Source organism: Streptomyces sp. NPDC050164 (assembly GCF_044459945.1).
Taxonomy (GTDB): domain Bacteria; phylum Actinomycetota; class Actinomycetes; order Streptomycetales; family Streptomycetaceae; genus Streptomyces; species Streptomyces coeruleorubidus_A.
The window spans coordinates 1-24,742 of sequence record NZ_JBITJK010000060.1; the positions used below are offsets into that span (position 1 = coordinate 1).

At 70.8% G+C, this 24,742-nt stretch carries 20 protein-coding genes and 3 pseudogenes; 14 read left to right on the forward strand and 9 right to left on the reverse strand.

Annotation, left to right across the window (positions count from 1 at the left end):
- Positions 1–117: 117 nt before the first annotated feature.
- Entirely contained in the window at positions 118–468 is a 351-nt protein-coding gene (locus ACIBNA_RS42355) for an ArsR/SmtB family transcription factor (protein ID WP_399170678.1), read from the reverse strand.
- Between the two features lie 118 nt (positions 469–586).
- Between ACIBNA_RS42355 and ACIBNA_RS42360 the strand changes: the two genes are divergently transcribed.
- Positions 587–1,666, forward strand: a complete 1,080-nt coding sequence (locus ACIBNA_RS42360; RefSeq protein ID WP_399170679.1) for an NADH:flavin oxidoreductase/NADH oxidase — start codon at positions 587–589, stop codon at positions 1,664–1,666.
- Between the two features lie 34 nt (positions 1,667–1,700).
- On the opposite strand, the gene ACIBNA_RS42365 is transcribed toward ACIBNA_RS42360, so the two are convergent.
- Entirely contained in the window at positions 1,701–3,020 is a 1,320-nt protein-coding gene (locus ACIBNA_RS42365) for a PHB depolymerase family esterase (RefSeq protein WP_399170726.1), read from the reverse strand.
- Between the two features lie 97 nt (positions 3,021–3,117).
- Positions 3,118–4,122: a non-reducing end alpha-L-arabinofuranosidase family hydrolase gene (locus ACIBNA_RS42370; protein WP_399170680.1), complete on the reverse strand. Its 1,005-nt coding sequence runs from the start codon at positions 4,120–4,122 to the stop codon at positions 3,118–3,120.
- Positions 4,123–4,504: 382 nt separating this feature from the next.
- On the opposite strand from ACIBNA_RS42370, the gene ACIBNA_RS42375 reads away from it, so the two are divergent.
- Positions 4,505–5,485 (forward strand): polysaccharide lyase family 1 protein, encoded by a 981-nt coding sequence (locus tag ACIBNA_RS42375; RefSeq protein WP_399170681.1) that lies wholly within the window; start codon positions 4,505–4,507, stop codon positions 5,483–5,485.
- Between the two features lie 55 nt (positions 5,486–5,540).
- Entirely contained in the window at positions 5,541–6,329 is a 789-nt protein-coding gene (locus ACIBNA_RS42380) for a pectate lyase (protein WP_399170683.1), read from the forward strand.
- A 156-nt stretch (positions 6,330–6,485) separates the two neighbouring features.
- Here ACIBNA_RS42380 and ACIBNA_RS42385 read toward each other — a convergent pair whose 3' ends face one another.
- Positions 6,486–7,244, reverse strand: coding sequence for a PaaX family transcriptional regulator C-terminal domain-containing protein (locus tag ACIBNA_RS42385; protein ID WP_399170684.1), 759 nt, complete (start codon positions 7,242–7,244; stop codon positions 6,486–6,488).
- 75 nt (positions 7,245–7,319) lie between these two features.
- Here ACIBNA_RS42385 and ACIBNA_RS42390 point away from each other — a divergent pair, with 75 nt between their 5' ends.
- Positions 7,320–8,987: a DNA alkylation response protein gene (locus ACIBNA_RS42390; protein WP_399170685.1), complete on the forward strand. Its 1,668-nt coding sequence runs from the start codon at positions 7,320–7,322 to the stop codon at positions 8,985–8,987.
- Between the two features lie 140 nt (positions 8,988–9,127).
- Positions 9,128–11,254: a HEAT repeat domain-containing protein gene (locus ACIBNA_RS42395; protein WP_399170687.1), complete on the forward strand. Its 2,127-nt coding sequence runs from the start codon at positions 9,128–9,130 to the stop codon at positions 11,252–11,254.
- Positions 11,255–11,462: 208 nt separating this feature from the next.
- Here ACIBNA_RS42395 and ACIBNA_RS42400 read toward each other — a convergent pair whose 3' ends face one another.
- Complete coding sequence (locus tag ACIBNA_RS42400) at positions 11,463–12,047, reverse strand: hypothetical protein (RefSeq protein ID WP_399170688.1); 585 nt, start codon at positions 12,045–12,047, stop codon at positions 11,463–11,465.
- Between the two features lie 201 nt (positions 12,048–12,248).
- Between ACIBNA_RS42400 and ACIBNA_RS42405 the strand changes: the two genes are divergently transcribed.
- The 4 genes from ACIBNA_RS42405 (at position 12,249) to ACIBNA_RS42420 (ending at position 16,214) form a co-directional block, all read left to right on the forward strand.
- A complete protein-coding gene (locus ACIBNA_RS42405) occupies positions 12,249–13,406 on the forward strand; it encodes a WD40/YVTN/BNR-like repeat-containing protein (RefSeq protein ID WP_399170689.1) in 1,158 nt (385 codons plus the stop codon).
- A gap of 97 nt (positions 13,407–13,503) precedes the next feature.
- Positions 13,504–14,181 carry a uracil-DNA glycosylase gene (locus ACIBNA_RS42410; protein ID WP_031120513.1) on the forward strand — a complete coding sequence of 226 codons (678 nt, stop codon included), beginning with the start codon at positions 13,504–13,506 and terminating at the stop codon, positions 14,179–14,181.
- Complete coding sequence (locus ACIBNA_RS42415; RefSeq protein ID WP_399170692.1) at positions 14,178–15,164, forward strand: N-acetylglucosamine kinase; 987 nt, start codon at positions 14,178–14,180, stop codon at positions 15,162–15,164. The genes ACIBNA_RS42410 and ACIBNA_RS42415 overlap by 4 nt, the downstream gene beginning before the upstream one ends.
- A 126-nt stretch (positions 15,165–15,290) precedes the next feature.
- A complete protein-coding gene (locus tag ACIBNA_RS42420) occupies positions 15,291–16,214 on the forward strand; it encodes a sirohydrochlorin chelatase (RefSeq protein ID WP_399170693.1) in 924 nt (307 codons plus the stop codon).
- An 82-nt stretch (positions 16,215–16,296) separates the two neighbouring features.
- Here ACIBNA_RS42420 and ACIBNA_RS42425 read toward each other — a convergent pair whose 3' ends face one another.
- Together ACIBNA_RS42425 and ACIBNA_RS42430 are read right to left on the reverse strand one after the other, a co-directional pair.
- Positions 16,297–17,325, reverse strand: a complete 1,029-nt coding sequence (locus tag ACIBNA_RS42425) for a lactonase family protein (protein WP_399170695.1) — start codon at positions 17,323–17,325, stop codon at positions 16,297–16,299.
- Positions 17,326–17,740: 415 nt separating this feature from the next.
- A pseudogene (locus ACIBNA_RS42430) lies at positions 17,741–18,382 on the reverse strand (FUSC family protein); the annotation flags it as partial.
- Between the two features lie 501 nt (positions 18,383–18,883).
- On the opposite strand from ACIBNA_RS42430, the gene ACIBNA_RS42435 reads away from it, so the two are divergent.
- Positions 18,884–19,276 carry a hypothetical protein gene (locus ACIBNA_RS42435; RefSeq protein ID WP_399170696.1) on the forward strand — a complete coding sequence of 131 codons (393 nt, stop codon included), beginning with the start codon at positions 18,884–18,886 and terminating at the stop codon, positions 19,274–19,276.
- A gap of 102 nt (positions 19,277–19,378) precedes the next feature.
- Positions 19,379–19,882: pseudogene (locus ACIBNA_RS42440) on the forward strand (tyrosine-type recombinase/integrase); the annotation flags it as partial.
- A gap of 51 nt (positions 19,883–19,933) precedes the next feature.
- Here ACIBNA_RS42440 and ACIBNA_RS42445 read toward each other — a convergent pair.
- Both ACIBNA_RS42445 and ACIBNA_RS42450 read right to left on the reverse strand, forming a co-directional pair.
- Positions 19,934–21,433 carry an FUSC family protein gene (locus ACIBNA_RS42445; protein WP_399170727.1) on the reverse strand — a complete coding sequence of 500 codons (1,500 nt, stop codon included), beginning with the start codon at positions 21,431–21,433 and terminating at the stop codon, positions 19,934–19,936.
- A 772-nt stretch (positions 21,434–22,205) separates the two neighbouring features.
- Complete coding sequence (locus tag ACIBNA_RS42450; protein ID WP_399170697.1) at positions 22,206–22,757, reverse strand: hypothetical protein; 552 nt, start codon at positions 22,755–22,757, stop codon at positions 22,206–22,208.
- Positions 22,758–22,902: 145 nt separating this feature from the next.
- Between ACIBNA_RS42450 and ACIBNA_RS42455 the strand changes: the two are divergent.
- The 3 genes and pseudogenes from ACIBNA_RS42455 to ACIBNA_RS42465 form a co-directional block, all read left to right on the forward strand.
- Positions 22,903–23,142, forward strand: a pseudogene (locus ACIBNA_RS42455) (hypothetical protein); the annotation flags it as partial.
- A gap of 203 nt (positions 23,143–23,345) precedes the next feature.
- A complete protein-coding gene (locus tag ACIBNA_RS42460; RefSeq protein WP_399170698.1) occupies positions 23,346–24,362 on the forward strand; it encodes a tyrosine-type recombinase/integrase in 1,017 nt (338 codons plus the stop codon).
- The gene (locus tag ACIBNA_RS42465) at positions 24,359–24,688 is read left to right on the forward strand and encodes a helix-turn-helix domain-containing protein (RefSeq protein WP_399170700.1); all 330 of its coding nucleotides are present in this window, start codon (positions 24,359–24,361) and stop codon (positions 24,686–24,688) included. The genes ACIBNA_RS42460 and ACIBNA_RS42465 overlap by 4 nt, the downstream gene beginning before the upstream one ends.
- The last annotated feature ends 54 nt before the right edge of the window (positions 24,689–24,742 follow it).

Below are 24,742 nucleotides of genomic sequence, written 5' to 3' on the forward strand. Positions count from 1 at the left end.
CCTCCGCCTTGCAGAGGCACGCACCAGACCCCGCTCGCCGGCACCGAGCAGAACAGTCGCTTCCCTGCGACCTGATCCAAACGACAGACCCTAGGACCCGTACCGGACCACGGTCGATCAGCCTCCGAGCCGCCCGACCTGCCGACCCGCGGCATCGAGCAGGGCATCCATAAGCCCCGGGAACAGCTCGTCCAGATCGTCCCGCCGCAGCCCGTTCATCTTGGCCGTCCCCCGGTACACCTGCCGAATCACCCCACTCTCCCGCAACACCCGGAAGTGATGCGTGGTCGTGGACTTCGTGACCGGCAGATCGAAGTGCGAACAGGACAACTCCCCGCTGACCGCGGCAAGCTCCCGCACGATCCGCAGCCGCATCGGGTCGGAGAGGGCATGCAGCACACCCTCCAGCCGGATCTCGTCACGCACGGGATGCGGCAGGTCGCGGCTGCTGACGGCGGGAGAGGTCACGGCGGCTCCACTTCCTTCGGGGATCCCATAGTACGAGAGACCTCGTAGTTTGACATCCGCCGTACTACGATGCCTATCGTACGAGTCGACATCGGCCCCGTGACGAATGGAGTCCGCCGTGACCGCGCTCTTCGAGCCCTACACCCTGCGCGATGTGACGATCCCGAACCGCGTGTGGATGCCCCCCATGTGCCAGTACTCGGCCGCACCGCAGGGCCCGGAGACCGGCGTCCCCAACGACTGGCACTTCGCGCACTACGCCGCCCGCGCCACCGGCGGGACGGGCCTGATCGTCGTCGAGGCCACCGCGGTCTCCCCGGAGGGGCGCATCTCGCCGTACGACCTCGGCCTCTGGAACGACACGCAGGTCGATGCGTTCCGCCGCATCACCCGCTTCCTCGTCTCGCAGGGCACGATTCCCGCGATCCAGATCGCCCACGCCGGCCGCAAGGCTTCGACGGACCGCACCTGGAAGGGCGGCGCCCCGGTCGGCCCGGAGGCGTACGGGTGGGATTCCGTGGCGCCGAGCCCGATCGCCTTCGACGACCGGCACCCGGTTCCGGCCGAGCTGACCGTCGGCCAGATCAAGGAGATCGTCGGGCAGTTCGCGGCCGCCGCCCGTCGCGCGCTCGCCGCCGGTTTCGAGATCGCCGAGATCCACGGCGCCCACGGCTACCTGATCAACGAGTTCCTCTCCCCGCACTCCAACCACCGCACAGACGCCTACGGCGGCTCGTATGAGAACCGCACCCGCTTCGCGCTCGAAGTCGTCGACGCCGTACGGGAGGTGTGGCCCGAGGACAAGCCGCTGTTCTTCCGCGTCTCGGCGACCGATTGGCTCGACGAGGGCGGCTGGACCGCGGACGACACCGTCCGCTTCGCCGCCGACCTGCGGGCCCACGGCGTCGACCTGCTGGACATCTCCACCGGTGGCAACGCCTCGGGCGTCCGCATCCCCACGGGCCCCGGCTACCAGGTGCCCTTCGCCGCCCGGGTGAAGCAGGAGACGACGCTGCCCGTCGCCGCGGTGGGGCTGATCACCGATGTCGAGCAGGCCGAGAAGATCCTGGCCAATGGCGAGGCCGACGCGGTGCTGCTGGGCCGTGAGCTGCTGCGCAACCCTTCGTGGGCCCGGCAGGCGGCGCGGGAACTCGGCGGTGAGGTGCGGGTGCCGGACCAGTACCACCGGTCGGTCTGAGCCGGCACCCGCGCCCCGAGGCACACCGCCCACGTCAACCGGTCGCGCACGCCGTCCCGTTGAGCGTGAACGCGGCCGGAGCGGCGCTGTTGCCGCCGTGACCGGCCTGATAGCCGATGCTCACGCTCGCGCCCGGCGCGATGGTGCCGTTGTAGGACACGTTGGTCGCGGTCACCGACCCGGACGAGGGTGTGTACGTGGCGCCCCAGCCGCCCGTGACCGTCTGCCCGGCGGGGAGCGTGAAGCCGAGTTTCCAGCCGTTGACCGTCGTCGTGCCGGTGTTGGTGATGGTCACGGAGGCGGTCAGGCCGGTGTTCCAGGCGTTCACGGCGGCCGTCACCCTGCAGGCGCCGGGCTGGGGCTGGGGTGCCGGGCCCGACTTGTCGAGGCCGAAGAAGGTGAGCACACGGGATGCCATGCCGTGGGCGTACAGGTTGTGGCCGACGCCCTGGAGACTGACGGCCTCCACGGGCGCCTGGTCACCCGTGCCGCCGTATCGGGTGCGGGTCCAGCCGGACTGGGGTGTGTCGGTGGCGGCCGGCGTCTGGCTCACGCCCTGCACGTTCGTCCACTGTTTGATCTGTTCCCCGAAGTTGGGGTAGCGCAGGGCGTCGTCCTCGGTGCCGTGCCAGATCTGCATCCGCGGACGGGGTCCGCTGTAGCCGGGGTAGGCGTTGCGGACCAGGTCGCCCCATTCCTTCGGGGTGTGGGTGACCGTGCCGCCCGAGCAGTTGCTGTTCCACTCGGAGCCGTCGGTGGTGGCGAAGCAGGCGAACGGCACGCCGGAGAAGGCGGCGCCCGCCGCGAACACGTCGGGGTAGTCGCCGAGCAGGACGTTCGTCATCATCGCGCCGGAGGAGATGCCGGTGGCGAACACCCGGCCGGTGTCGGCGTCGTAGGTGCGGGTCACCCAGTCGATCATCGACTTGATGCCGACCGGGTCGCTGCCGCCGCCGCGGCGCAGGGCCTGGGGCGAGGAGACGTCGAAGCACTTGCTGCTGCGTGTGACGGACGGGTAGAGCACGATGAACCCGTACCGGTCGGCCAGGGTGTCGTACTCGGTGCCGTTGTACATGTCCGGGCCCGAGCCGGTGCACCAGTGCACGGCGACCACGACCGCCGGGTTCGGCGTGACGTTCTCCGGCACGTACAGGTACATCCGCAGGTTGCTGGGGTTCGTACCGAAGTTCGTGACCTCGGTGAGGGTCGCGGTGGGTACGGCCTCCTCACGGGCGGAATCACGGGCCGATTCACGGGCGCTGTCGTGAGCGGCGGCCGCGGGTGCGCTGAGCACCGAGGCCGCGAGCAACGCCAGCAGCGCGGCGAGGAGCGTGGCGAGGAGTGCGGCGGGCATCGACCGCAGCGGTCTCCTCGTCGTGGAGTGGAGGGTGGCAGGCACGTCCGGGTCCCTTCGGTGGTGAGGCGCGGCTCGCAGGACGTCGTACGACGGTTCAGCAGGTGGAGTTCGTCTGGGTCAGCAGGGCCGGCCGCCAGGGCAGCCGGTGGTACTCGCCGCTGGAGGCCGGGTCCATCCCCTGGCAGAGGAACCGGAGGCGGCACGGAGCGATGGAGGCGACGTTGGACGAGCGGGCGAAGGGGTTGGCCTCGGTGTCGGCCGGCGGTTTCCACGTGCCGCCCAGGCTGTCGGCGGTCCAGGCCCGGAAGTAGCGCCGCCAGTCGGATCCGGTCGCGAGCGCCTCGACGAGCATGAGGTAGCCGTCGCCGTCGCCGAGCCGGTAGACGTTGCCCGCCTCGAAGAGGTCGAAGCGATGGGGTGCGGACAGCACGATGGCGGTGTCGCCGAAACCGTTCGGGAACTCGGCGAGGGTGGTGCGCGAGCGGTACTGGTGACCGTTGCCGTCCGAGAAGAACAGGTAGCAGTCGGTCCGGTCGCAGATCGTCCAGAAGTCCAGCCAGGCTCCGTCGCCCTTGTTCTCGGTCACGATGGGCGGCTCACTGCCGAAGAAGTCCCGCGGCGCGCTCCAACTGATCGGGGCCGAGGGGTCCTTGGCCGTGGAGTAGGACGGCGGTCCGGTCTGGTGGACCATGTACCGGGCCTGCTGGGGCGCGAGGTAGAAGACCTGGGGTGCCGCCGCGTACCGGTTGCCGATGTTCGGGTTGGCGTCGGGGAACGTCTGGGGAGCCGAGGCGGCCTCGGACCACCGGGCGAAGCTCGTGTACCCGAGGCTCCAGCGCCCGGCGGTGTCGGCGGTCGTGAAGTAGACGTGCCAGCGGTCCTGGTACCGGAACACCTTGGGGTCCTTGACCGAGAGGATCGGGTGGCCGGCGTCCGGTTTCGGACTGATCAGCGGACCGCTCGAAGACCTTGTGAACGACCCCGGCAGGGAGCCCTCGCGGCCCGGCTGCGGCGTGCCCGCGGGCGCCGGTCCCGGCGCCAGGGTCAGGCCACCGACGGCCGGCAGCGTGAACACGAGCCCGCCGACGAACGTACGCATGCGCGGAGTCCTCATCGACCCGCCCTCTCCTGAAGGGAAGCGCCCGATCGGCATGGTGACATGCACATGGCTTTCATGGAAGCGCTCCCACGCTACCTCCCCGCAGCGCCGGCGCCCCGACCAGGTCCGGCCGAATGTGTTCTGCGCGAAGCGTTGACTAGAAAGCGCTTGCCCCCTACGTTCCGTTCAGCAGTGTGACCCGCAAGCGCCTCCGCCAGGGCGCCCGCCGAGACCTGCCAGGCCCGGGGAAGTGCACCCCCAGGGCATGACAGGACCTCCGGACCGGTCGCACGCAGCGCACGCGGTGAACAACATGGCGAACGTCATTCATGTACATGACCGATCTGGCACCATGAAGGCACCACGAAGGGACGCACCCCACATGCGTACTCATCCCCCACGTACACGTGTCCGCAGATCCACCCTGGCGCTCGCCGCCGCATCCGCACTGGCGACCGTGACGGTCCTGGCCGTTCCCCAGCCGGCCGGGGCCGCCGAGAACTCACCGGTCGGGTTCGGCGCGGGGACGACCGGCGGCGGCAGCGCCTCGGCGGTCACCGTCTCCACACTGAGTGCCTTCAAGTCGGCCGTGACCGGCAACTCGGCCAAGGTCGTCCGGGTCAACGGCCTGATCTCGCTGAGCGGTCAGGTCGACATCGGGTCCAACACGACCGTCCTGGGCGTGGGTTCCGCGTCCGGGTTCACCGGCGGCGGACTCAGGCTGAAGAAGGTCTCCAACGTCGTCATCCGCAACCTCAACATCAGCAAGCCGGTGGCGCCCGCCGACGGCATCACCGTCGAGGCGTCCAGCAAGGTCTGGATCGACCACAACTCCTTCTCGGCCGACCGCGATCACGACAAGGACCACTACGACGGGCTGCTGGACGTCAACCACGGCGCGGACAACGTCACGGTGTCCTGGAACACCTTCAAGAACCACTTCAAGGGCTCGCTCGTCGGCCACAGCGACAACAACGCGAGCGAGGACACCGGCCGGCTGAAGGTGACGTACCACCACAACCACTTCGCCAACGTGTACTCGCGCATCCCCAGCCTGCGCTTCGGCACCGGGCACTTCTACAACAACTACGTCCAGGGCGCCGACACCGCCTGCCACTCGCGCATGGGCGCCCAGATGCTGGTCGAGAACAACGTCTTCCGCTCGACGAAGGTCGCGGTCACCACGAACCGCAGCAGCGACGTCGACGGATACGCCAACCTGCGCGGCAACGACCTCGGTGGAGCCGCTACCGAGGTCTCGCGGGTCGGCACCTTCACCAGCCCGCCGTACGGCTACACGGCGGAGCCGGCCTCGTCCGTCGTCGCCTCGGTGACGTCGGGTGCGGGCGCCGGAAAGCTCTGACACCCCGTCCGCTCGGACACCCCTCACACGCTCAGACGACAGAAGGAATCGGCACATGACTTCTGCGACACGCCCGCGCGCCCGCAGGCGCGCGCTGACCGGCGCGCTGGCCACCCTCGGCCTGTCGGTTGGCATGATCATGACGACCAATGCGCCGACGGCGAGTGCCGCCACCTGGCCGACCCCCAACGGCAGCCAGGGAACGTCCTCGACCATCTCCGTGTCCGGCACCAAGGACTACGGGATGAAGCGGTTCTACGGCACCGGAAACCTGGCCGGTGACGGCCAGGAGGAGGGCCAGGACCCGATCTTCAAGCTCGCGAACGGCGCGGTGCTGAAGAACGTCATCCTCGGCGCCCCCGCGGCCGACGGCATCCACTGCGAGGGCAGCTGCACGCTCCAGAACGTCTGGTGGGAGGACGTCGGCGAGGACGCCGCCACCTTCCGCGGCGGCACCGGCGCCACCTACCACGTGATCGGTGGCGGCGCCAAGAAGGCGGCGGACAAGGTCTTCCAGCACAACGGCGGCGGCACGCTGAACATCTCCAACTTCGCGGTGCAGGAGTTCAAGACGCTCTACCGCTCCTGCGGCGACTGCTCCACGCAGTACACGCGGAAGGTGAACCTGAACACCATCGACGTGACCGGGACGGGCTCCACGGCGCGTCTGGTCGGCATCAACGTCAACCGCAACGACGTGGCGACGCTGCGCGGCATCACGATCCGCAACGACGCCGGCCGCAAGGTCGTCCCCTGCCAGAAGTACAACAACAACACCGCCGTCGGGTCGGGACCCGACAGCAAGAACTGCCTCTACTCCGCCTCGGACATCACCTACAGGTAGTCCCTCAGACAGTCCCCCCACGGTGAAGACGGCCGTGGGGGGGGGGGCGGGGGGGGGGGGGCCCCGCCGGGCCCCGCCAAAACCCCCCCCCCCCCCCCCCCCCCCCCCCCGGGGGGGCGGGGGGGGGGGGGGGGGCCCCCCCCCCGCCCGTCCGCGTCATACGCCCCGCACCCGCGCACGCACCTCGCCGATCAGCTCCCGCTGGTAGTCGGTATAGGCGGCGCGCAGCTCGGCTCCCGGCCAGTCGGCGGGCAGCAGTCCGGGCGGCAGGACGGGGTCGGCCGGCAGGTGCCGCACGACGGCGGCGAAGGCGGTCAGGCGGTCGGCCGGACGGGATGCCCCGGCGATGTGGGCGAGCAGCGCGCGGGCCGTGGCGGACCAGGCGTCCAGCGGCCACAGGCTCCGGGCCAGGTCGCGGGCGGGCCGGTCGGGGCGGGCCGTGTAGTGCTGGGCCACCCCGTCCAGGTCGCCGGGGAGGGCGCGGGCCAGGTTGGCGGGGCGGAGCCAGACGCCCTCGCGGAGTTCGGCGAGCCTGAGGGCGGTCAGCCGGGCGCGCAGGTCGGCACGTTCGGCGGGGCCGCGTCCCGTCGCGGTGATCACGACCATCTCCCAGTCGCCGTCCCACGCGCGCGTGCGCGGGTGCACGGCGTCGTCCTGGCGGCGCTGGCGTTCCACCAGCCGGTCGCTGAGGCGGTAGCCGGTGTCCGTGCGCCCCAGATCACCGGCGGCCACCATCCGGCTGAGCGCCGCCCGCAGCGTGGAGCCGCCGACGCCGAAACCCTCCACGAGCCGCACGAGCTCCCTGCCCGGCAGCTCCGGGGGATGCGTTCCGAGCAGCAGGCTCAGCACGACCGACCGCGCGGACAGCGGCCGCAGATCGAGCGCGCCGGGCCGCGCCGGGACGTTCATCGGCATGGTCACGTACTGTACGCGGCGGAATTCCATGTTGCAGGATTGCTGCGGTCGCATGAAGAGTGCAACACTCGACGTATGGTCTCGGCACTCGGCGAACAGCAGGCGCACGGCGGACCCGCCACGCACGACGTCACCAACCAGGCCCCGCCGCTCACCCCGTACGACGCCTCCGACGATCCGGCCCTGCTGGAGGGCCTGCGGCGGGAGGGCGCCGGGTGGGCCGAGGAGGACCTGCGGCGGCTCGGCAGGCAGGCCGGCAGCGCCCAGGCGCAGGAGTGGGCCGACCTGGCCAACCGCCACGAGCCGGAGCTGCGTACGCACGACCGGTACGGCAACCGCGTCGACGAGGTCGAGTTCCACCCGGGCTGGCACCATCTGATGCGCACCGCGATCGCCGAGGGACTGGCCGCGTCGCCCTGGGCGGACGACCGGCCCGGCGCCCATGTCGCCCGGACCGCGGGCGGGTTGGTGTGGGGGCACACGGAGGCCGGGCACGGCTGCCCGACCTCGATGACGTACGCGGCCGTCCCCGCGCTGCGCAGGCAGCCGGAGCTGGCGAAGGTCTACGAGCCGCTGCTGACGAGCCGGGAGTACGAGCCCGGGCTCCGGGTGCCCACGGACAAGCGCGGGCTGCTGGCGGGCATGGGGATGACCGAGAAGCAGGGCGGCTCCGACGTCCGGACGAACACCACGACGGCCACGCCCACGTCCGAACCCGGGGTGTACACCCTGCGCGGGCACAAGTGGTTCACCTCGGCGCCGATGTGCGACGTCTTCCTGGTGCTGGCGCAGGCCCCGGGCGGCCTGTCGTGCTTCCTGGTCCCGCGCGTGCTGCCCGACGGCACCCGCAACACCTTCCGCATCCAGCGGCTGAAGGACAAGCTGGGCAACCGCTCCAACGCCTCCTGCGAGCCCGAGTTCGACGGGACCGTCGCCTGGCTGGTCGGGCCCGAGGGGCAGGGCGTCAAGACCATCATCGAGATGGTCAACTGCACGCGGCTGGACTGCGTGATGATGTCGGCCGCGCTGATGCGCAAGTCCCTCGTCGAGGCGGGGCACCACGCGCGGCACCGCAGCGCGTTCGGCGCACGGCTGGTGGACCAGCCGCTGATGCGCAACGTTCTGGCCGATCTGGCGCTGGAGTCCGAGGCCGCCACGACGCTCACCCTGCGGCTGGCCGGGGCGGCCGACCGGTCGGTCCGCGGGGACGCCCGGGAGACCGCGTTCCGCCGGATCGCCACCGCCGTCGGCAAGTACTGGGTGACCAAGCGGGGTCCGGCCTTCACCGCGGAGGCCCTGGAGTGCCTCGGCGGCAACGGCTACGTCGAGGACTCGGGCATGCCCCGGCACTACCGCGAGGCTCCCCTGCTGTCGATCTGGGAGGGCTCGGGGAACGTCAACGCCCTCGACGTGCTGCGGGCGCTGACCCGCGAACCGTCCACCGCCGAGGCCCTGTTCGGCGAGCTCGCCCTCGCCCAGGGGGCGGACGCCCGGCTGGACGCGGCCGTGACACGGCTCAGGAACCAGCTGTCCGGGGCGTCGCAGACGACGGCCCGCCGCCTCGTGGAGCTGATGGCCCTGACGCTCCAGGCCTGCCTCCTCGTCCGGTACGCCCCGCCGGCCGTCGCCGACGCGTTCTGCGCGACCCGGCTCGCGGGCGACTGGGGGTACGCGTTCGGGACGCTGCCGGAGGGTGCGGACCTCGACGCGATCGTGGGACGCGCGCTGCCCGGCGGAAACTGAGCGGCCCTCCCCGGCGGCCACCGAGTGACTGTCGGCCAACGGGCACATGGTTCGCGGACAGTCACCTCCCGATTCCGCTTCGTTGTCAGTGCCGTGGTGCAGACTCCCCGTCAGTTGGCACTTCGCCTGGGGAGGACAACGTGTTCAGGGGGATCGACGAGGTCGACTGGGCCTCGCTGCGGCATGCCTACGGCAGCGCGGAGGACGTGCCCGGACTGCTCCGGGGACTGGCCTCCGCCGACCCGGCCGAGCGGGAGACCGCGCTCGACCGGATGTACGGCGCCGTGCACCACCAGGGAGGCGTGTACGACTCGACGCTCGCCTGTGTTCCGTTTCTCCTCGCGCTCGCCGTCCGCGAGGAGGTGCGCGACCGGGCGGGGGTCGTGGAGCTCCTCGTCAGCATCGGTGGGTCTGACGGGAAGGGGGGCGGACTCGCCGGGGATGAGGGCGGAGCCGACGGGGACCGGGGCGGATCCGGCGATCTCGCCGTGAGGGCCCGTGCCATGCTGCGCGCGGGTGCGGATGTCTTCATCCGGCTGGCGGGGGACGCGGACGCCGGAGTCCGCCGGGCGGCTCCGGGGGCGCTCGTGCGGTTCCTCGACCGGCCCGCGGGTGTGCTCGCCCTGTTACGGGAGCGGATCACCGTGGAGCGGGACGACCGTGTCCTGCTCGCCCTGACCGAGGGCCTCGGCCTGTTCGCACGGCGGCACCTGTCGGCCGGTGACGCCCACGCCGCCGAGGCGGTGGACCTGCTGGCGACGCTGAGCAGGCCGCCTTACGGACCGGGGCTGCGGCTGGCCGCGCTCGGCCAGCTGGCGCGGTGCGCCCCGGAGCTGCTTCCCGAGGATCTCGTACCGACCGTGGTCCGGCTGCTCCGGGACAGGTCCGGGCAGCGCGTCTGCGGCAGACCCGAGCAGGACAGTCCCGGTGCGGACACGCTCGCCGGGCGGCTGCGGCGCCTGCGTCCCTCGGACGAGGAGGGCTCCCGGCTGCTGCGGACCCTGCACTGCGCGCTCGGCGGCCGGGTGGCCGACCGGGTCGCCCTGCTGTGCGGGCAGTTGACCAGTCCGGACGCCCTCGACCGGTGCAACGCCGTGTTGATGTCGGCCGGGCTGTTCCGCGAGTGGCGTACCGGCGGGGCGGAGGCGGTCGCCCTCATAGGTGCCCAACTGGGCGCCGGGGAGGGCCGGTTGCACGACGCGGCGGTCGCCGTCCTGGTGGAGCTCTTCGAACTGGCCCGGCCCGCAGCGGACCATCTCCACGCCCTGGTGACCTGCCGTCCCGAGCTGCGCGTACGTCACGGGGAGCGGGGGGCGCCGACGCTGGGCGGCCCGCTCAAGGCGCTGGCCAGGGCCGGGGACGCGCGGGCCACGCCGGTGCTGGCCGAGGTACTGGCAGGCCCGGTCGTACCGCACGACCTGGGGCTGGTGACACCCCACCTGGGCCGCGCTGCCGTGCCGCTCGCCCCCGCCCTGCGGAGACACCTCGCCCGTGTGCCGCTCGACGGCCCCGACACGCATGAGCGGGCCGTTCCCCTCCTGTCGGCGCTCACGGCACTGGGCGACACCGAGTCCCTGCCGTCGGTGCTGCGCCTGCTGCGTGGCATGCCGGACGGGCTGCGGCAGCGCGATGCCGTCACGGGGGCGGCGGTCCGTGCCCTCGGGGCGTTCGGCAGCGCCGCGCGCGAGGCGATACCGGATCTGCGCGGGCTGCTGGAGACCGACTGCGCCGTCGCGGCCGCCGGCGCGCTGTGGTCGGTCACGGGCCAGGCGGAAGCCGTCGTGCCCGTACTGCTCCGGCAGTTGACCGATCCCGCAAGCGGCCGGTATCGGTCCGCGGCGGCCGCCGACGTCCTCGGGCGACTGGGGCCGGCAGCCCGTACGGCCCTGCCCGCGCTGCGCCGGATGACCGGCTCCGGCGAGGCGTCGGAACGGACCCCGGCGGCATGCGCGGTATGGCGGATCACCGGAGAGCCTGTACAGGAGCAGGTCCTTCCCGTCCTCCGCTCCGCATGGGCGGAGCACCCGCGCACCCGCACGACGATCGCCGGGTGCGTGGCAGCGCTGGGTCCCACTGGAGCGCCCCTGCACGACCTGCTGGGAGCGGAGCTCACGTCCCCGCGCCGGCATCGGGCCGACTCCGGCGGCTGCGACAGGCACGACATCCATGAGGACGAAGGGTTGTTGCGGGTGTGCCGGGAGGCACTGGGCCGGGAGGGGGGCAGGTCAGGCCGTCGGGATGGGACGGGCCCGCCGCCGTCGGGGTGAAACCGGCCTGCCCTGCTGGGCCGGGATGGCCGCGCTTGTCGGACTGTGACCGGCCGCAATCGTCGAACTGTGACCGGCCACCCTCACCGGGATGAGACGGCCCTGCCCAGCCGGACCGGGACCAGCCACGCCCACCGAGACGGAACCAGCACCGCCCCACCGGACCAGAACCAACCACCCCCACAGGGATGGAACCAGCCCCGCCCGGTCACCCCATCGTGCGCCCCCACAGCGGGCCGAAGCGGGACCACTCGGCGTCCCACTGGTCCATGCGGCGGCGTTCCAGGCGGCGGCGTACCGCGCGGCCGGCAGCGAGTGGTGCGGTCGCCGCGAAGACGCCCGCTACGCCCCCGATCAGCCAGGCGCGCACGCGGGCCTGGGACTCGGTGACCGGGCGGGTCACCTGGCGGCCCTCGCGGTCCGTCCACACGGTGATCGGCGAACCGGCCTGGCTGCCCGCCAGGACCCGTACCTGACCGGAGTGCGAGGAACCGTCCGCGGCGGTCCACCGTGCCTGCGCCCACACGTGCTCGGCACGCGAGACGCTGCCGTTCTCGGAGGCCGTCCCGGGAGCCCGTTCGGTGAGCCGGGCCACGAGGGGGCGCCACTCGACGCGCTCGCGGGCCAGCCCCTCCTCGACGGACCGGCTCACCGCCGTACCGGCCAGCACCCCGACGAACACGGTGAGCATCCACACGCCCAGCACGACCCAGGCCTCCACCCTGTCGGCGCGCCGCTTGAGCGGATTGCGCCGCCAGCGCCACAGCCACACCTTCGGACCACGTAACGCCATCGAAGGCTCCTCCTCACGAGCGCATGACCATCCCGCCGCCCTCCCCATACGGAAGCCGGCCGCTGGATGCTCACTGCACGTACCCCCGAGCGGGCGCAGCGGTCTGTGGCGGCGTCTTCGCGGACGAGGGTGACGGACGCCCGCACGCGGCGCCGACACGGCGCTGACCTGGTCCGGAGTGCGCTCCGGGGGTGACTGTCAGTGGTGGGGTGCAGACTGGCCCGTGTCCGAGACAAGGGCGTCGACGACGACGCCGCGGAGGTGATCGGCATGACCGAGGTACTGCTCGCCGTGGGCACGCGCAAAGGCCTGTTCATCGGGCGCCGGCGGGATGGTGGCGCCTGGGCGTTCGACGAGAGTCCCTACTTCAACGCACAGGCCGTGTACTCGGTCGCCATCGACACCCGCACCGCGACCCCGCGGCTGCTGGCCGGCGGCGACAGCGCGCACTGGGGCCCGTCCGTGTTCCACTCCGACGACCTGGGCCGGACCTGGACGGAACCGGCCCGGCCGGCCGTCAAGTTCCCCAAGGACACGGGGGCGTCCCTGGAGCGGGTGTGGCAGCTGCACCCGGCCGCCGCCGAGCCGGACGTGGTGTACGCGGGCACGGAACCGGCCGCGCTGTACCGCTCGGAGGACCGCGGGGAGACGTTCGAGCTCGTCCGGCCCCTGTGGGAGCACCCCACGCGGTCGAAGTGGGTGCCGGGCGGTGGCGGTGAGGGCCTGCACACCGTGCTCACCGACGCGCGCGACCCGAAGGCGGTGACGGTCGCCGTCTCGACGGCCGGTGTGTTCCGCACGCTGGACGGCGGCGCGAGCTGGGCGCCCTCCAACTCGGGAGTCTCCGCGGTGTTCCTGCCCGACCCGAACCCGGAGTTCGGCCAGTGCGTGCACAAGGTCGCCCGGGACTCGGCCACCCCGGACCGGCTCTATCTCCAGAACCACTGGGGTGTCTACCGCAGCGACGACGCGGGTGCGCACTGGACGGACATCGGCGAGGGCCTGCCGTCCACGTTCGGCTTCGCGGCGGCCGCGCATCCGCACAGAGGCGACACCGCGTACGTGTTCCCGATCAACGCCGACGCCGACCGGGTCCCGGCCGACCACCGGTGCCGGGTCTACCGGACGGCGGACGCGGGCAAGAGCTGGGAGCCGCTCTCGGCGGGGCTGCCCCAGGAGGACCACTACGGCACGGTGCTGCGCGACGCGATGTGCACGGACGACGCGAATCCGGCGGGCGTCTACTTCGGCAACCGCAACGGCGAGGTGTTCGCCTCGGCGGACGACGGCGACAGCTGGCAGCAGCTCGCCTCGCATCTGCCGGACGTGCTGTGCGTGCGGGCCGCGGTCGTCGGCTGAGGCAGGGACGAGGGGGGGCGAGGCAGGGGATGAGCTTACGAGCGGCCCTTGGCCACCGGTTGATCGCCGCTGCCCGTACGGCAGTAGGGTGACGCCCGTGGCACCACGACCCTTGCATGAGATCGTCGAAGCGGGCTGGGCGAAGGCCCTGGAACCGGTGGCCGAACGCGTCGCCGCGATGGGGGACTTCCTCCGCGCGGAGATCGCCGCTGGACGCACCTATCTCCCGGCCGGGCCGAACGTGCTGCGGGCTTTCCAGCAGCCTTTCGACGACGTACGGGTCCTGATCGTCGGTCAGGACCCGTATCCGACCCCGGGGCACGCGGTGGGGCTGTCGTTCTCGGTCGCGCCCGAGGTGCGTCCGCTGCCCGGCAGCCTCATCAACATCTTCCGCGAGCTGAACGCCGATCTGGGACTGCCGCAGCCGTCCAGCGGTGACCTCACGCCGTGGACGCAGCAGGGCGTACTGCTGCTCAACAGGGCGCTCACCACCGCCCCGCGCAAGCCCGGCGCCCACCGGGGCAAGGGCTGGGAGGAGGTCACCGAGCAGGCGATCCGGGCCCTGGCGGCGCGCGGCAAGCCGCTGGTGTCCATCCTGTGGGGCCGTGACGCCCGCAACCTGCGCCCCCTGCTCGGCGACCTGCCCTCCGTGGAATCCGCCCACCCCTCCCCCATGTCGGCGGACCGGGGATTCTTCGGCTCCCGCCCGTTCAGCCGGGCCAACGACCTGCTGATCCGTCAGGGCGGCCAACCGGTGGACTGGCGCCTGCCGTGACCGGGGCACCGGAAGGCTCCGGCTTTCTCGCCGTGGACTCCGGCGGGTCCGGGCTCCGGGTGGTGGTGGGAACCGCCGAGCGAGGGCCGCTCGCCCGGCGGGCGTCCGATGAGCCGGTGCGCACGGGCGACCGGGGAATCGACCCCGAGCACTTCATGGCGCGGCTCGCGCCCCTGGTGCGTGCCCTGACCGCGCAGGCCGGTCCAGTGCGACTGACCGCCGCCGTCGTCGGCGCGGCCGGGCTCGCCTCCCTCGGTGCCGGGCTGCGCGCCGAACTGCCGGGTGCCCTGGCCCGGGAGTTCGGTGTACGGAAGGTCGCGCTGGCCGCCGACGCGGTGACCGCGTACGTGGGTGCACTCGGGCCACGGCCGGGTGCCGTGATCGCCGGCGGTACGGGACTGATCGCGATCGGCACCGACCTGACGGGCTGGCGTCGGGCGGACGGCTGGGGGCATCTGCTCGGCGACTGCGGCGGCGGTGCCTGGATCGGACGGGCCGGGCTGGAGGCCGCGCTGCGGGCCCACGACGGGCGGGAGGGCGGCTCGGCCCGGCTACTGGCATGCGCCGAGGAGGCGTTCGGCCCCGTATCGGGGCTGCCCGGCGCGCTGTATCCGCGGCCGGACCGGCCCGCCGTCCTCGCCTCGTTCGCGCCCCGGGTGGCCGACTGCGCGGAGGAGGACCCCGTGGCGGCGGGCGTCCTGCGCGCGGCCGCCCGGCACATGGCCGACTCCGCGGCGGCCGTGTGCCCCTCCGGCGGCGCCTCGCGCGTCGCCGTCACCGGCGGCCTGTTCAGGATCGGCGACCCGCTCCTCGCACCGCTGGACGAGGAACTGGCGAAGCGGCTCCCGCACGCGCGGCGGGTGCCGGCCGAGGGCGATCCGCTGCACGGCTCGGTGCGCATGGCGGCCGAGCTGAGCGCCGGTCCGCTCACCCTGCCGGGTGACGAGACCATGCTGAGCGTGACCACCCTGTCGGGTGATTGATCCGATCACGCATCATCCGCACGTCATTCCATCCGTACGTAACTCATCAGACAAAACCGGACGGATACCGCTCACCTGCCCCCTCCCCGAACAGGGGAGCCCAAGAAGCCAGTAACATGCGGCGCCATGAGTTCCCCCACTGGACCCGAGTCCGGCCTCCCAGTACGAATGCCGCGACCCCGCCAGCCCGGACGGCACCGCCGTCCGGAGCCGCTGGTGGCTCCCGAGGGCGCGCCCGTGCTCGTCCTCGCCGTGCCGGGCACGCCCAGTAGCGCCACGCGCAGCCTCGCCGAAGAGGTCGTGAGCATCGCCCGCTCCGAGCTGCCGGGCCTCGATGCCCGCATCGGGTACCTCGACGGGGACAACGCGGAGTTCCCCACGCTTCAGGCCGTGCTCACGTACGCCGCCGAGGAGCGCACCGCCCGCTTCGAGCAGGCGCGTGCCGCCGGCATGGACGTCAGGGAGCCCGACGGGCCCGTCGCCGTCGTCGTACCGCTGCTCGCCGGTCCGGACAGCGCGCTGCTGCGCCGGGTCCGCCAGGCCGTCATGGAGAGCCGGATCGCCGCCGAGCTGACCGACGTCCTCGGTCCGCACCCGCTGCTCGCCGAGGCGCTGCACGTGCGGCTCTCCGAGGCCGGGCTGGCCCGCGCGGACCGCGCCCGGCTGTTCACCGTGGCGACCGCCGCCGACGGCATCATCCTGGCGTCCGTGGGCGGTGACGAGGCCGTGCAGGCGGCCGGGATCACCGGCATGCTGCTCGCCGCGCGCCTCGCGGTGCCGGTGATGGCGGCGGCCCTGGACCAGGAGGGCTCCATCGCGTCCGTCGCCGAGCAGCTGCGCTCCTCGGGTTCGCAGCAGCTGGCCCTCGCGCCGTATCTGATCGGCCCGGAGATCGAGCCGGGGCTGGTCGAGGAGGCCGCGAAGGAGGCGGACTGCTCCGCCGCCGAGTCGCTCGGGCCGTACCCGGCGGTCGGGAAGCTGGCGCTGGCCAAGTACACGACGGCGTTGGGGATCGCGCCGCAGCAGGCTCAGGGCACGCCGGTTCGCTGACGTCCCCCGGTACGACCGAGAAGGCCCGCTCCGGTTCGGAGCGGGCCCTCGTCGTCCGGGCGGCACGCCCCCGCGCCATCCGTCAGCCGAGGATCACGCACGAGGCCGCCGTCACCCTGATCGAGCCGGCGCGTCGCGGGATGCCCGTGCGCGGATCGGTGGCGAACCAGGTCACGTCGCCGGAGCGTTCGTTGGCGACGTAGAGGAAACCGTCGGACGCGGTGAGGGCGCGTGGCCAGTGGCCGCCGCAGGGCACCGTGGCGATCAGCCGCAGCTCCTCGCCCTCGACGGCGAGCACGGACAGGACGTCCTCGCCGCGGGTGGCGGTCCACACGAAGCGGCCGTCGGGCGAGGTGACGATGCCGGAGGGGTAGGCGTCGCCCGCCGGCGCGCCGGGCAGGACCGCGGTCTCGGTCAGCGGTGTCAGCACGCCCTCGGCCGCGTCCCAGCGGCAGACGGTGACGGAGGGGGTGAGTTCGTTCACGATGTACGCGTACGACCCGTCCGGGTGGAAGGCGAGGTGCCGCGGGCCCGAGCCGGGCCGCAGGGCGGTCTCACGGTGCAGGGCGAGGGCGCCGTCCGTCAGCGTGCAGACCCGCACGGAGTCGGTGCCGAGGTCGACGCTGACGGCCCAGCGGCCGCTCGGGTCGGGCTGCACCTGGTGGGCGTGCGGCCCCTGCTGGCGCGGGGTGTGCGGGCCCGCGCCGGTGTGCTGGAGCACGTGGGCGGCGGAGCGGGCGAGGGTGCCGTCCGGGCGGAGGGGGAGGGCAGTGACGCTGCCGGAGCCGTAGTTGGCGGTCAGGACGTGTCCGGCGAACAGGCTGAGGTGGGTCGGCCCGTTCCCGTCGACGGGCACGGGCGGCCCGGCCGGCTCGGGCGTGTCCCCGTCCACGCGGTACGCGGCCACCGCGCCCTCGGCCGTCTCACTGACCGCGTACAGGGTGTCCGTATCGGGGGACAGGACCAGGTAGGCGGGGTCGGGGACGGCGTTGACGCTGTTCAGGGCGGTCAGCGCGCCGCTGCGGGCATCGACGGCCGCCGTCACGACCCCGGGGCCGCCGGCCGCCGTGAACGACCCGATGTACGCCCGCCGCCTGCCGCCGTCCGCCACCGCTGGCCCCTCTCGTCCCTCAACCGTCCGGAATGCCGTCGCAGCCGATCATGCGCGGTCTAGACCAAACGGTCAAGGACTGAGCCGGTCCCGCTGCCGCCCGGCGATCAGCGAGCAGCGAGCAGCGAACAGCGAGCCACGGGATACACAGCGGCCGGGCAAGCGCGGCCGGCGCCCGTTGCAGGGCGCGCAGCGTTCAAGTCCCGACCAGCCGCGATCCCGACGGCGCACACCGCCACCGAGCGAGCCCTGGCACCCGCTCAGCAGCGAACCCGACGGCGACACAACCGCCTAGCGAGCCCGGTCGGCGCCCGCTCAGGGGCGTACAGCGCCGGAGCCCCGGCCGGCGGCAACCCGACCGCGCGCACAGCCACCGAGCGAAGCCGGCCAGCGCCGGCTCAACGCCGTACAGCGCTCACGCGTCGACCAGCGGCGAACCCGACGGCGTGCGGAGGGGGCGGGCGAGTTCCGCCAGGGCCCGTTCCAGGCCGTGGAGGTGGGCCAGGGCGGGTTCCGTCGCGGGGAGGCCGTCCGCCTGGACCGAGACGTCTCCGCCCTCGGTGAGCGCCTCGACCGCGGCCTGCACGCGGTAGCAGGCGGCGGCCAGCCGGGCGTCGTGGGAGGCCTCCGGGTCGGCGACGGCGACCAGGCCCCGGATCTCCCGGGCGCAGTCGTCGAGAAGGGCCAGCACGTGCCGGGCGCGTCGCTTGCGGCCGAGCATCGGGTTCAGTGGGTGCACCAGCGGGGCGACCGAGAGCCGTACCCGGGCGAGCAGCTGCTCCAGTTCCGCCACCCGCGGGGCCGGATCGGCGTCGGCCGCGCCCGCCAGGCGCCGGGCGGTCTCGGCGGTGCAGGCGTGGACACAGCGCAGGGCCCGCTGGATCCAGGCGTCGGTGACGCTGTGCGTGGTGACCGGCAGGACCAGGATCACGGCCAGCGCGGCGCCGAGCGCTCCGACGCCGGTCTCGGCGAGCCGCAGGGCGAGCAGGCCGGGGCCGAGCACGCCGAGGAGGCCGTAGAGCAGCCCGGCGAGGAGGGTCACGCAGAGCATCATGAATGCTGTGGTGCAGCGGTTCTCGCAGGTCAGGAGGCTGTCGGCCGAGAGGGGGTCAGCAAAGAGTCAGCATCAGCATGTCGCGCGCCGATGGCGGGAATCGTCGCTACACCGCTCGCGCTTGAAGACCGGTGCGCTATCCGTGACGTAGCGAAGCCCTGTCACATCTCGACGGGTCCATCCCATCTGCTGACGGTTCGCCTGCGCTGCGGTGGCACACCCTCAAACCAGCTCCTACGCCCCAAGCTTCCTCGCCTGAGCCGACAGCTCGCACGGGCAGCAGCCGACTCGCAACAGGCCTGTGCGCAGGACAGCGGTCACGTGTAGCACGCGATCCCCGGTTACGGAAATCGGGGATTCCCCGGACCATGACCATTGTCCACAACGGCCTTCTTCACCAATGGAACGCCTTCGAACCAGACCTGACTGCCCATCTGCACCCGCCCGATTCAGCTCAGCTCAGCTCCTCAAACCAAAACGACCCCAACCCTGGAGAACCAAGCAGTGGCCACCAAGACCCTCACCCGCGGCATGGGCACCTTCTTCAAGGAATGCGAACATCCCCCGAGCCGCTGGTCCAAGTGCCCTCACCCCTACAAGATCAGGTACCGGGATGCCACAGGTCGGCAGCGCGAAGAGGCCGGCTACGCCACTCAGGACAAGGCGACGACTCGGCTCACCGAGATCTACCAGGCAAAGAAGGGGCCGCTCAAGACTGGGAACACAGAAGCCCAGGAGATAGCCGAGATGCGGTTCGAGGACTTCGCGGCTCGGTACATCTCGAATCGGAAGCGTGGCCTGGAGTCCAACACCATCGAACAGTACGAGCGCGGCCTCAAGACCCAGATCAACCCGCGCGTCGGGAGTCGCCGCGTCGGTACATTCACACCCGAATGAGGTGATCATTCCGACCTTCGAAGAGCTCAATGCCATCCGCGACGCAGCCGAGGACGACGACCTCCGCCTTGTCATTGAGCTCATGTCTGGTGCGGCCATCGCAACGGAGAAGCTCATGCCGCAAACATCAAGTCGATTGTGGCTGACGATGTCTATCGGATCAACGAACAGATCCACAGCAATAAGGTCCAGCCCGCACCACTCAAGCACCGCAAGCGCGGAGAGTTCCGCGAAGTGCCACTCCCCAGAAAAACCCACGACTTCTTCTCATATTTTACTGATACGTATGACACCGACAAGAACGGATACCTTCTTGTCAAGGGAAATGGCTCCGGCAACCAGCATATGCAGCATTATTACTACGGAAAACAGACCCTGCGGTGGCGATGGGACAGGTGTCTCGAACGGGCGGGTGTAGAAGTCAAGTACACGATGTACTTCCTCCGCCACTACTTCGCATCGAACTGCCTTACCCACGGAATTCCGATCACTGATGTCGCCGAGTGGATGGGACACAAATCAAACGAGGTCACCTACCGGATCTACCGGCACCTCGTGCCGGGCTCCATCACGAGAGCAGCCAAGATCCTCAACGAGCGGCTATGAGCCGTCTGTCAGGGAGCGCCTCGGACCGTAGGTCGACACTCTTCCTCCCATTCAGGAACGGACAAGTGGAGGGCGCGGAGACGACCCAAGCGGCATCGCCAGCTCCGACAGAGCCTTCTCCAAGCCACGCAGATGCACGAGGGCCGACTCCGTCTCGTACTGCTGAGGCATCTCGCCGCTGGTGGACGCCACTCGACTGCGCCCCAGGTCACTGACAGTGAGTGCTTCCACCGCTGCCTCGACGCGCCAGCAGGCAGCGGCCAGACGGTCGTCGTGCGACGCGACAGGATCGGCGGCAACGGACACCAGACCCCGCACTTCCCGGGCACAGTCGTCGAGCAGCTCAATGACCTGGCAGGCACGGGCCTTCCGAGCATGGAAGGGAGTCAAAGGGTGCATCAACGGGGCGAGCGCCATCCGTACCCGGCCGAGCAGCAGTTCCAGTTCGGCGGCGTGCGGGGCAGGATCGCCCTTCGGGTCTCCAGCGAGGCGAGCGGTCGCTTCGGCGGTGGCCGCGTGGACGCAGTGCAGTGCCCGCTGGATCCAGGCATCGTTCGTGGCGTGGGTGGTGACCGGCAGGACGAGGGCCACGGCCAGCGCGGCACACAGCGCACCCACACCGGTCTCTGCAAGACGGAGCCCGAGCAGGCCGGGGTCCAGCACGCCCAGCAGGCCGTAGAGCAAGCTGACCATAACCGTCACTGCCAGCATCATCCAGGAATACGAGACGGCGGCGGTGTAGAAGATGCCGAAGACACAGACGGCAACCAGGGCGGCCGTCGGCGCGGGCGCGCCATGCAGCGGGATGGCGACGAACAGACCGACGGCGATACCTATCACAGTTCCGAAGACCCGGCGGAAACCGCGGATCAGGGTTTCGCCGCGAGAAGCCGTGTTGACGAAGATCCACCAGACAGTACCGACGGCCCAGTACCAGCGTTCTTCGGAGAGCAGCTGCCCGACCAAAAGCGCGAGAGTCGACGCGGCAGTGGCCTGGAAGGCTTGCCGGGTGGTGGGCCGCGCCAATCCGATGCCGGGCAGGGCCGGCGGGGCTGCCGCAGGTGGGGTGTGACGCTCGATGGGCCAGAGCACGAAGCGCGTGGCGCCGGCCACGGAGAGGGCAAGGCCCACGGCGGTGTATAGCTCGGGCAGCTGAGCGGGAACCGCGTGCAGGAACTGCGCGATGAAGAAGTTCATGAACGCGAAGATCCCGAGCGCGTGGCCTCGCGGGCCCCAGCGGCGGGCATAGACCCCACAGAAGACGACGGCCAGGAACGCGGCGTCACGGGCCGGGGTGATGCCGTGCAGTGTGGTGGCAAGCGCCAGCACGGGGAATCCGGCGATGGGAAGCAGGGCGGTGGTGATCCGCTGGTTACGGACGGTCGCATCGGTGACCGTGAAGAGGGCGAGTAGTGCCGCGAGCCCTCCGGTGATCGATGCGGTGAGCGATAGCCCGCACAGTTCGGAAACGGCGACAGCGGCGGCGACACCGAGGACAGCGCGGGTCGCGTTCCGCAGCCTCAGGCGCCCCGGGTCCGGAGCCACGAACATCCTCTTCACGGCGGTGTGCCGCCCCCCTTGCGGTAGTACGCGTCCTGCCCACGGTCGTCCCGGGTGGCGGGCAACAAGCAGGCACGACGAAGGCACCGCGGTCCGGACCCGGCATCGTCGCCGTCCGGCGCTACGCGGCGCCGCAAGTACATGGATAGGACAAAGATAACCACCTCCGGGTCCACTGGCTCAACTGTCGTGCCGTTGACTGTGCCAATGGCACAGCCGATCAGCCTCGACGTCGACCGATGGGAGGCCAATGGATCAGACTTCACCCAAGCCCTGGGCAGCACCTGACCTACTCCACCGGACTCTGGCAGCCACGCGCCACGCCCAACTGCAATCTCACGGCGACTTCCGCCGCATCTCACTCGGCCGGCTCCCCGACGATTGCGAAGACGTACCCGATTCCGGCTCACAGCGAGCCAATCTGTCCAACGCCCGCGAACCGACCGCCCATGGACACCAAACCTGCCGGCGGACCGACCGTATATAGCAGCGAATCCCCGGTTATGGAAACCGGTGATGCTCCGGAGCATAGATGTCGTCCGTGTGCGATACGTGGCAGTAGCGCACTGCGGAAGATGTGTTGACCGATACCCGCCTAAGGACTCCGATGCTCGACGCCGCGAACACCCCTCCTGATGGCATCCAGCCTTCGCCCAACCCTCCTCGAAGGACCCGCCGAGTGGAGCCCGTCCTCATGGATATCAATGAGCTCGCAGCGATGCTGAACATGTCGGCAAGCTGGGTCTACCGGGAGGGCCCCGCTTCAGCAGCAGCGCTGGAAGACCGAACGCGATGGGCAGTTCACCGCGACGAGCCCGGACGGCGACGCGTTCGTGCAGTTCCACACCGGCCACGCCGGGCAGGCCCACTGGTTCGCCGGTTCGTACCACATTCCGGTGTGGTTCAGGCGACCGGTGCGGACCAGCTCCCACGGTCGTTCAGCTCCGGGCAGGGCGTTCTCGCACCAGAGCGTCACCGTGAGGTCGACGAGGCCGACACCGCTGGCGGAGGGCTTGACGTCGATGACGGTGACCTCGTTGACGAAGTAGGACCCCATGGTGGCACCGTCACCGTCGAGGAGCTCGAACCAGGCGTTCCCCGCCACGGCACGACGACTGCCGACGTGGTCAACGCACCTCGGTAGGCCACCCTGCGGGAGGCAACCCGCGAGGTGCACTCGGCGCGCGCCCTCCTCACCCGGCAGGGGCGTGAACAACCCCTCTGCCTCGTGAGCGAAGCCCCAGAAATCGCTGTCGTCCTTATCCGAGGTCAGCGCGTACTTCTGCCCCTCGCCGCCCAGCCCCGATGTTCGCATCGCACCCCCCATGAGAGCGCTGATCTTACCGATGCCGGGGGATCTGCCCGGCGGCCGCCGGCGCCGCCACCACCCCTGACCCCATCCCATCCATCTCGGAGGCCCTTTGACGAGCCACATCCCCGCCTTCACTCATGAGAGTGAAGTGCAGAGACGCACCGGGGAATACAAAATAAAGCCGATCAAGAAGAAGGTCCGGGAACTCCTCGGCTACCCCTATCCGGCACGCATCCCCAAGGGCGTGTTCGTCGAGCAGTGGGTTGGCATTTCCACCGATGAATTCCATCGGGCCAAGGACGCCGATGTGAAGTACATGCGCAACCGGCATCCGCTTAAGTCAGTTGCCCGGAGTTCCCCACAGAAGGCAGCCGACGCCGCCCGGTTCGCCAACGGCTGGCCAGCGGGCCGAGGGCCACAAGCACTCGCCAGGGTCACCCGCAGCCGTTCTGATGAAAGTTCACCCCTGATGAGACTTCATCCTCTAGTGTGACGACTCAGCCGCATCCGTGAACTCGCTTGGAGGGGCTCGTGGGACTGACTGCTGTACGAGACCTACGCGATGCGCGGAGCCCTGCTGGGCCCGAGGAGTTGGCTGCATTCGAGACCGATGTGCTGTCGGGGTTCGTCCTGGCAAGGGCTGCCGCCAGTACGGCGGACACGACGATCAGCAACGACCTCATTGATCTTCAGCAGATCCGGGACTGGTTTGGTCGGCCGTTATGGGAGATGGAGCCGAAGGACGCCGATGCGTACTTCGGGCGGGTGACCCGGCATCTCGCGCCGACCACCCGGCGAGGCAAGGCCGACGCGCTGTCCGTCTTCTTCCAGTACCTGGAATTGCGTCACGCGGTCGAGCTATACAACCTGACCGGAACTGCGGTGCAGTGCCCGTTGGACGAGATGAATCGGCAGCGGGGAACGACGCAGCTGCTGATCCGCGTTCCGCCATCCGAACGGGAGATCAATGCTCTGTTCCAGGGGTGGGCTGACGAGCTGGAGACCTGCCGCAAGTTCGCCACCGGTGCACGCAACTTCACGGCAGCACGGCTGATGACGCAGGTCGGCCTACGCATTACCGAGTGTCGGCGACTCGATCTGGACGACATCAAGTGGGAGGTAGGGACGTTCGGCAAGCTGCACGTCCGCTACGGCAAGGGCTCCCGCGGCAGGGGGCCGAAGCAGCGACTGGTCCCGTTGATCAACGGCGCCCGGGCAACCGCCCAGTGGTATGTCGAGCACGTTCGCGGTCACTTCGATGACGAGTGGGATCGGCCAGGTGTGCCGCTCCTGCCCTCGGAGCGCAAGAGCACGGACGGGACCTGCAAACAGGTCAGTGCCCAGTCACTGCGCGACGGGCTGAACGAGGCCGTCGAACGGCATCTCCCCACCTGGTCCGGGCGGCTGACGCCGCACGTGCTGCGGCATTACTGCGCCAGCCAGCTCTACCTGACCGGCATGGACCTGCTGGCGATTCAGGAGCTGCTCGGCCACGACTGGGTGGCCACCACGATGCGCTACGTACACGTCCAGAAAACCCACATCGAAGACGCCTGGCTGCGCGGCCAACAACGTGCGGCACACCGCCTCGAAGGACTCTCTCAATGAAGTGGAACCTGCGGCTTGCCGCCGCCAACCGCGGCATCTGGAAGGCCAGCGAACTGCAGCGCATGCTCGCCGCACGCGGCCTGGTAATGAGCGCCGGCAAGCTCTCAGGTCTATGGTCCGGGCAGCCGAACAGCATCAAACTCGACGAACTGGAAGTCTTCTGCGCGGTGCTCGACTGCAGTCCGGAGGAACTGCTGATCCGCGAACCCGAGACCGTGACCGCACAGCCGGATGCCGAGGGCGAAGCGGCCACCGCATCGGGACAGACCCCGTCGCCCGTCATCCGGCCGCGCAATCCACACGGCCGCAGCAAACCGCCGCTGTGACCAGTCCCCGCTACGACCGGCGACCGGTCGGGTCCTGCATCGACTGCTTCGCAT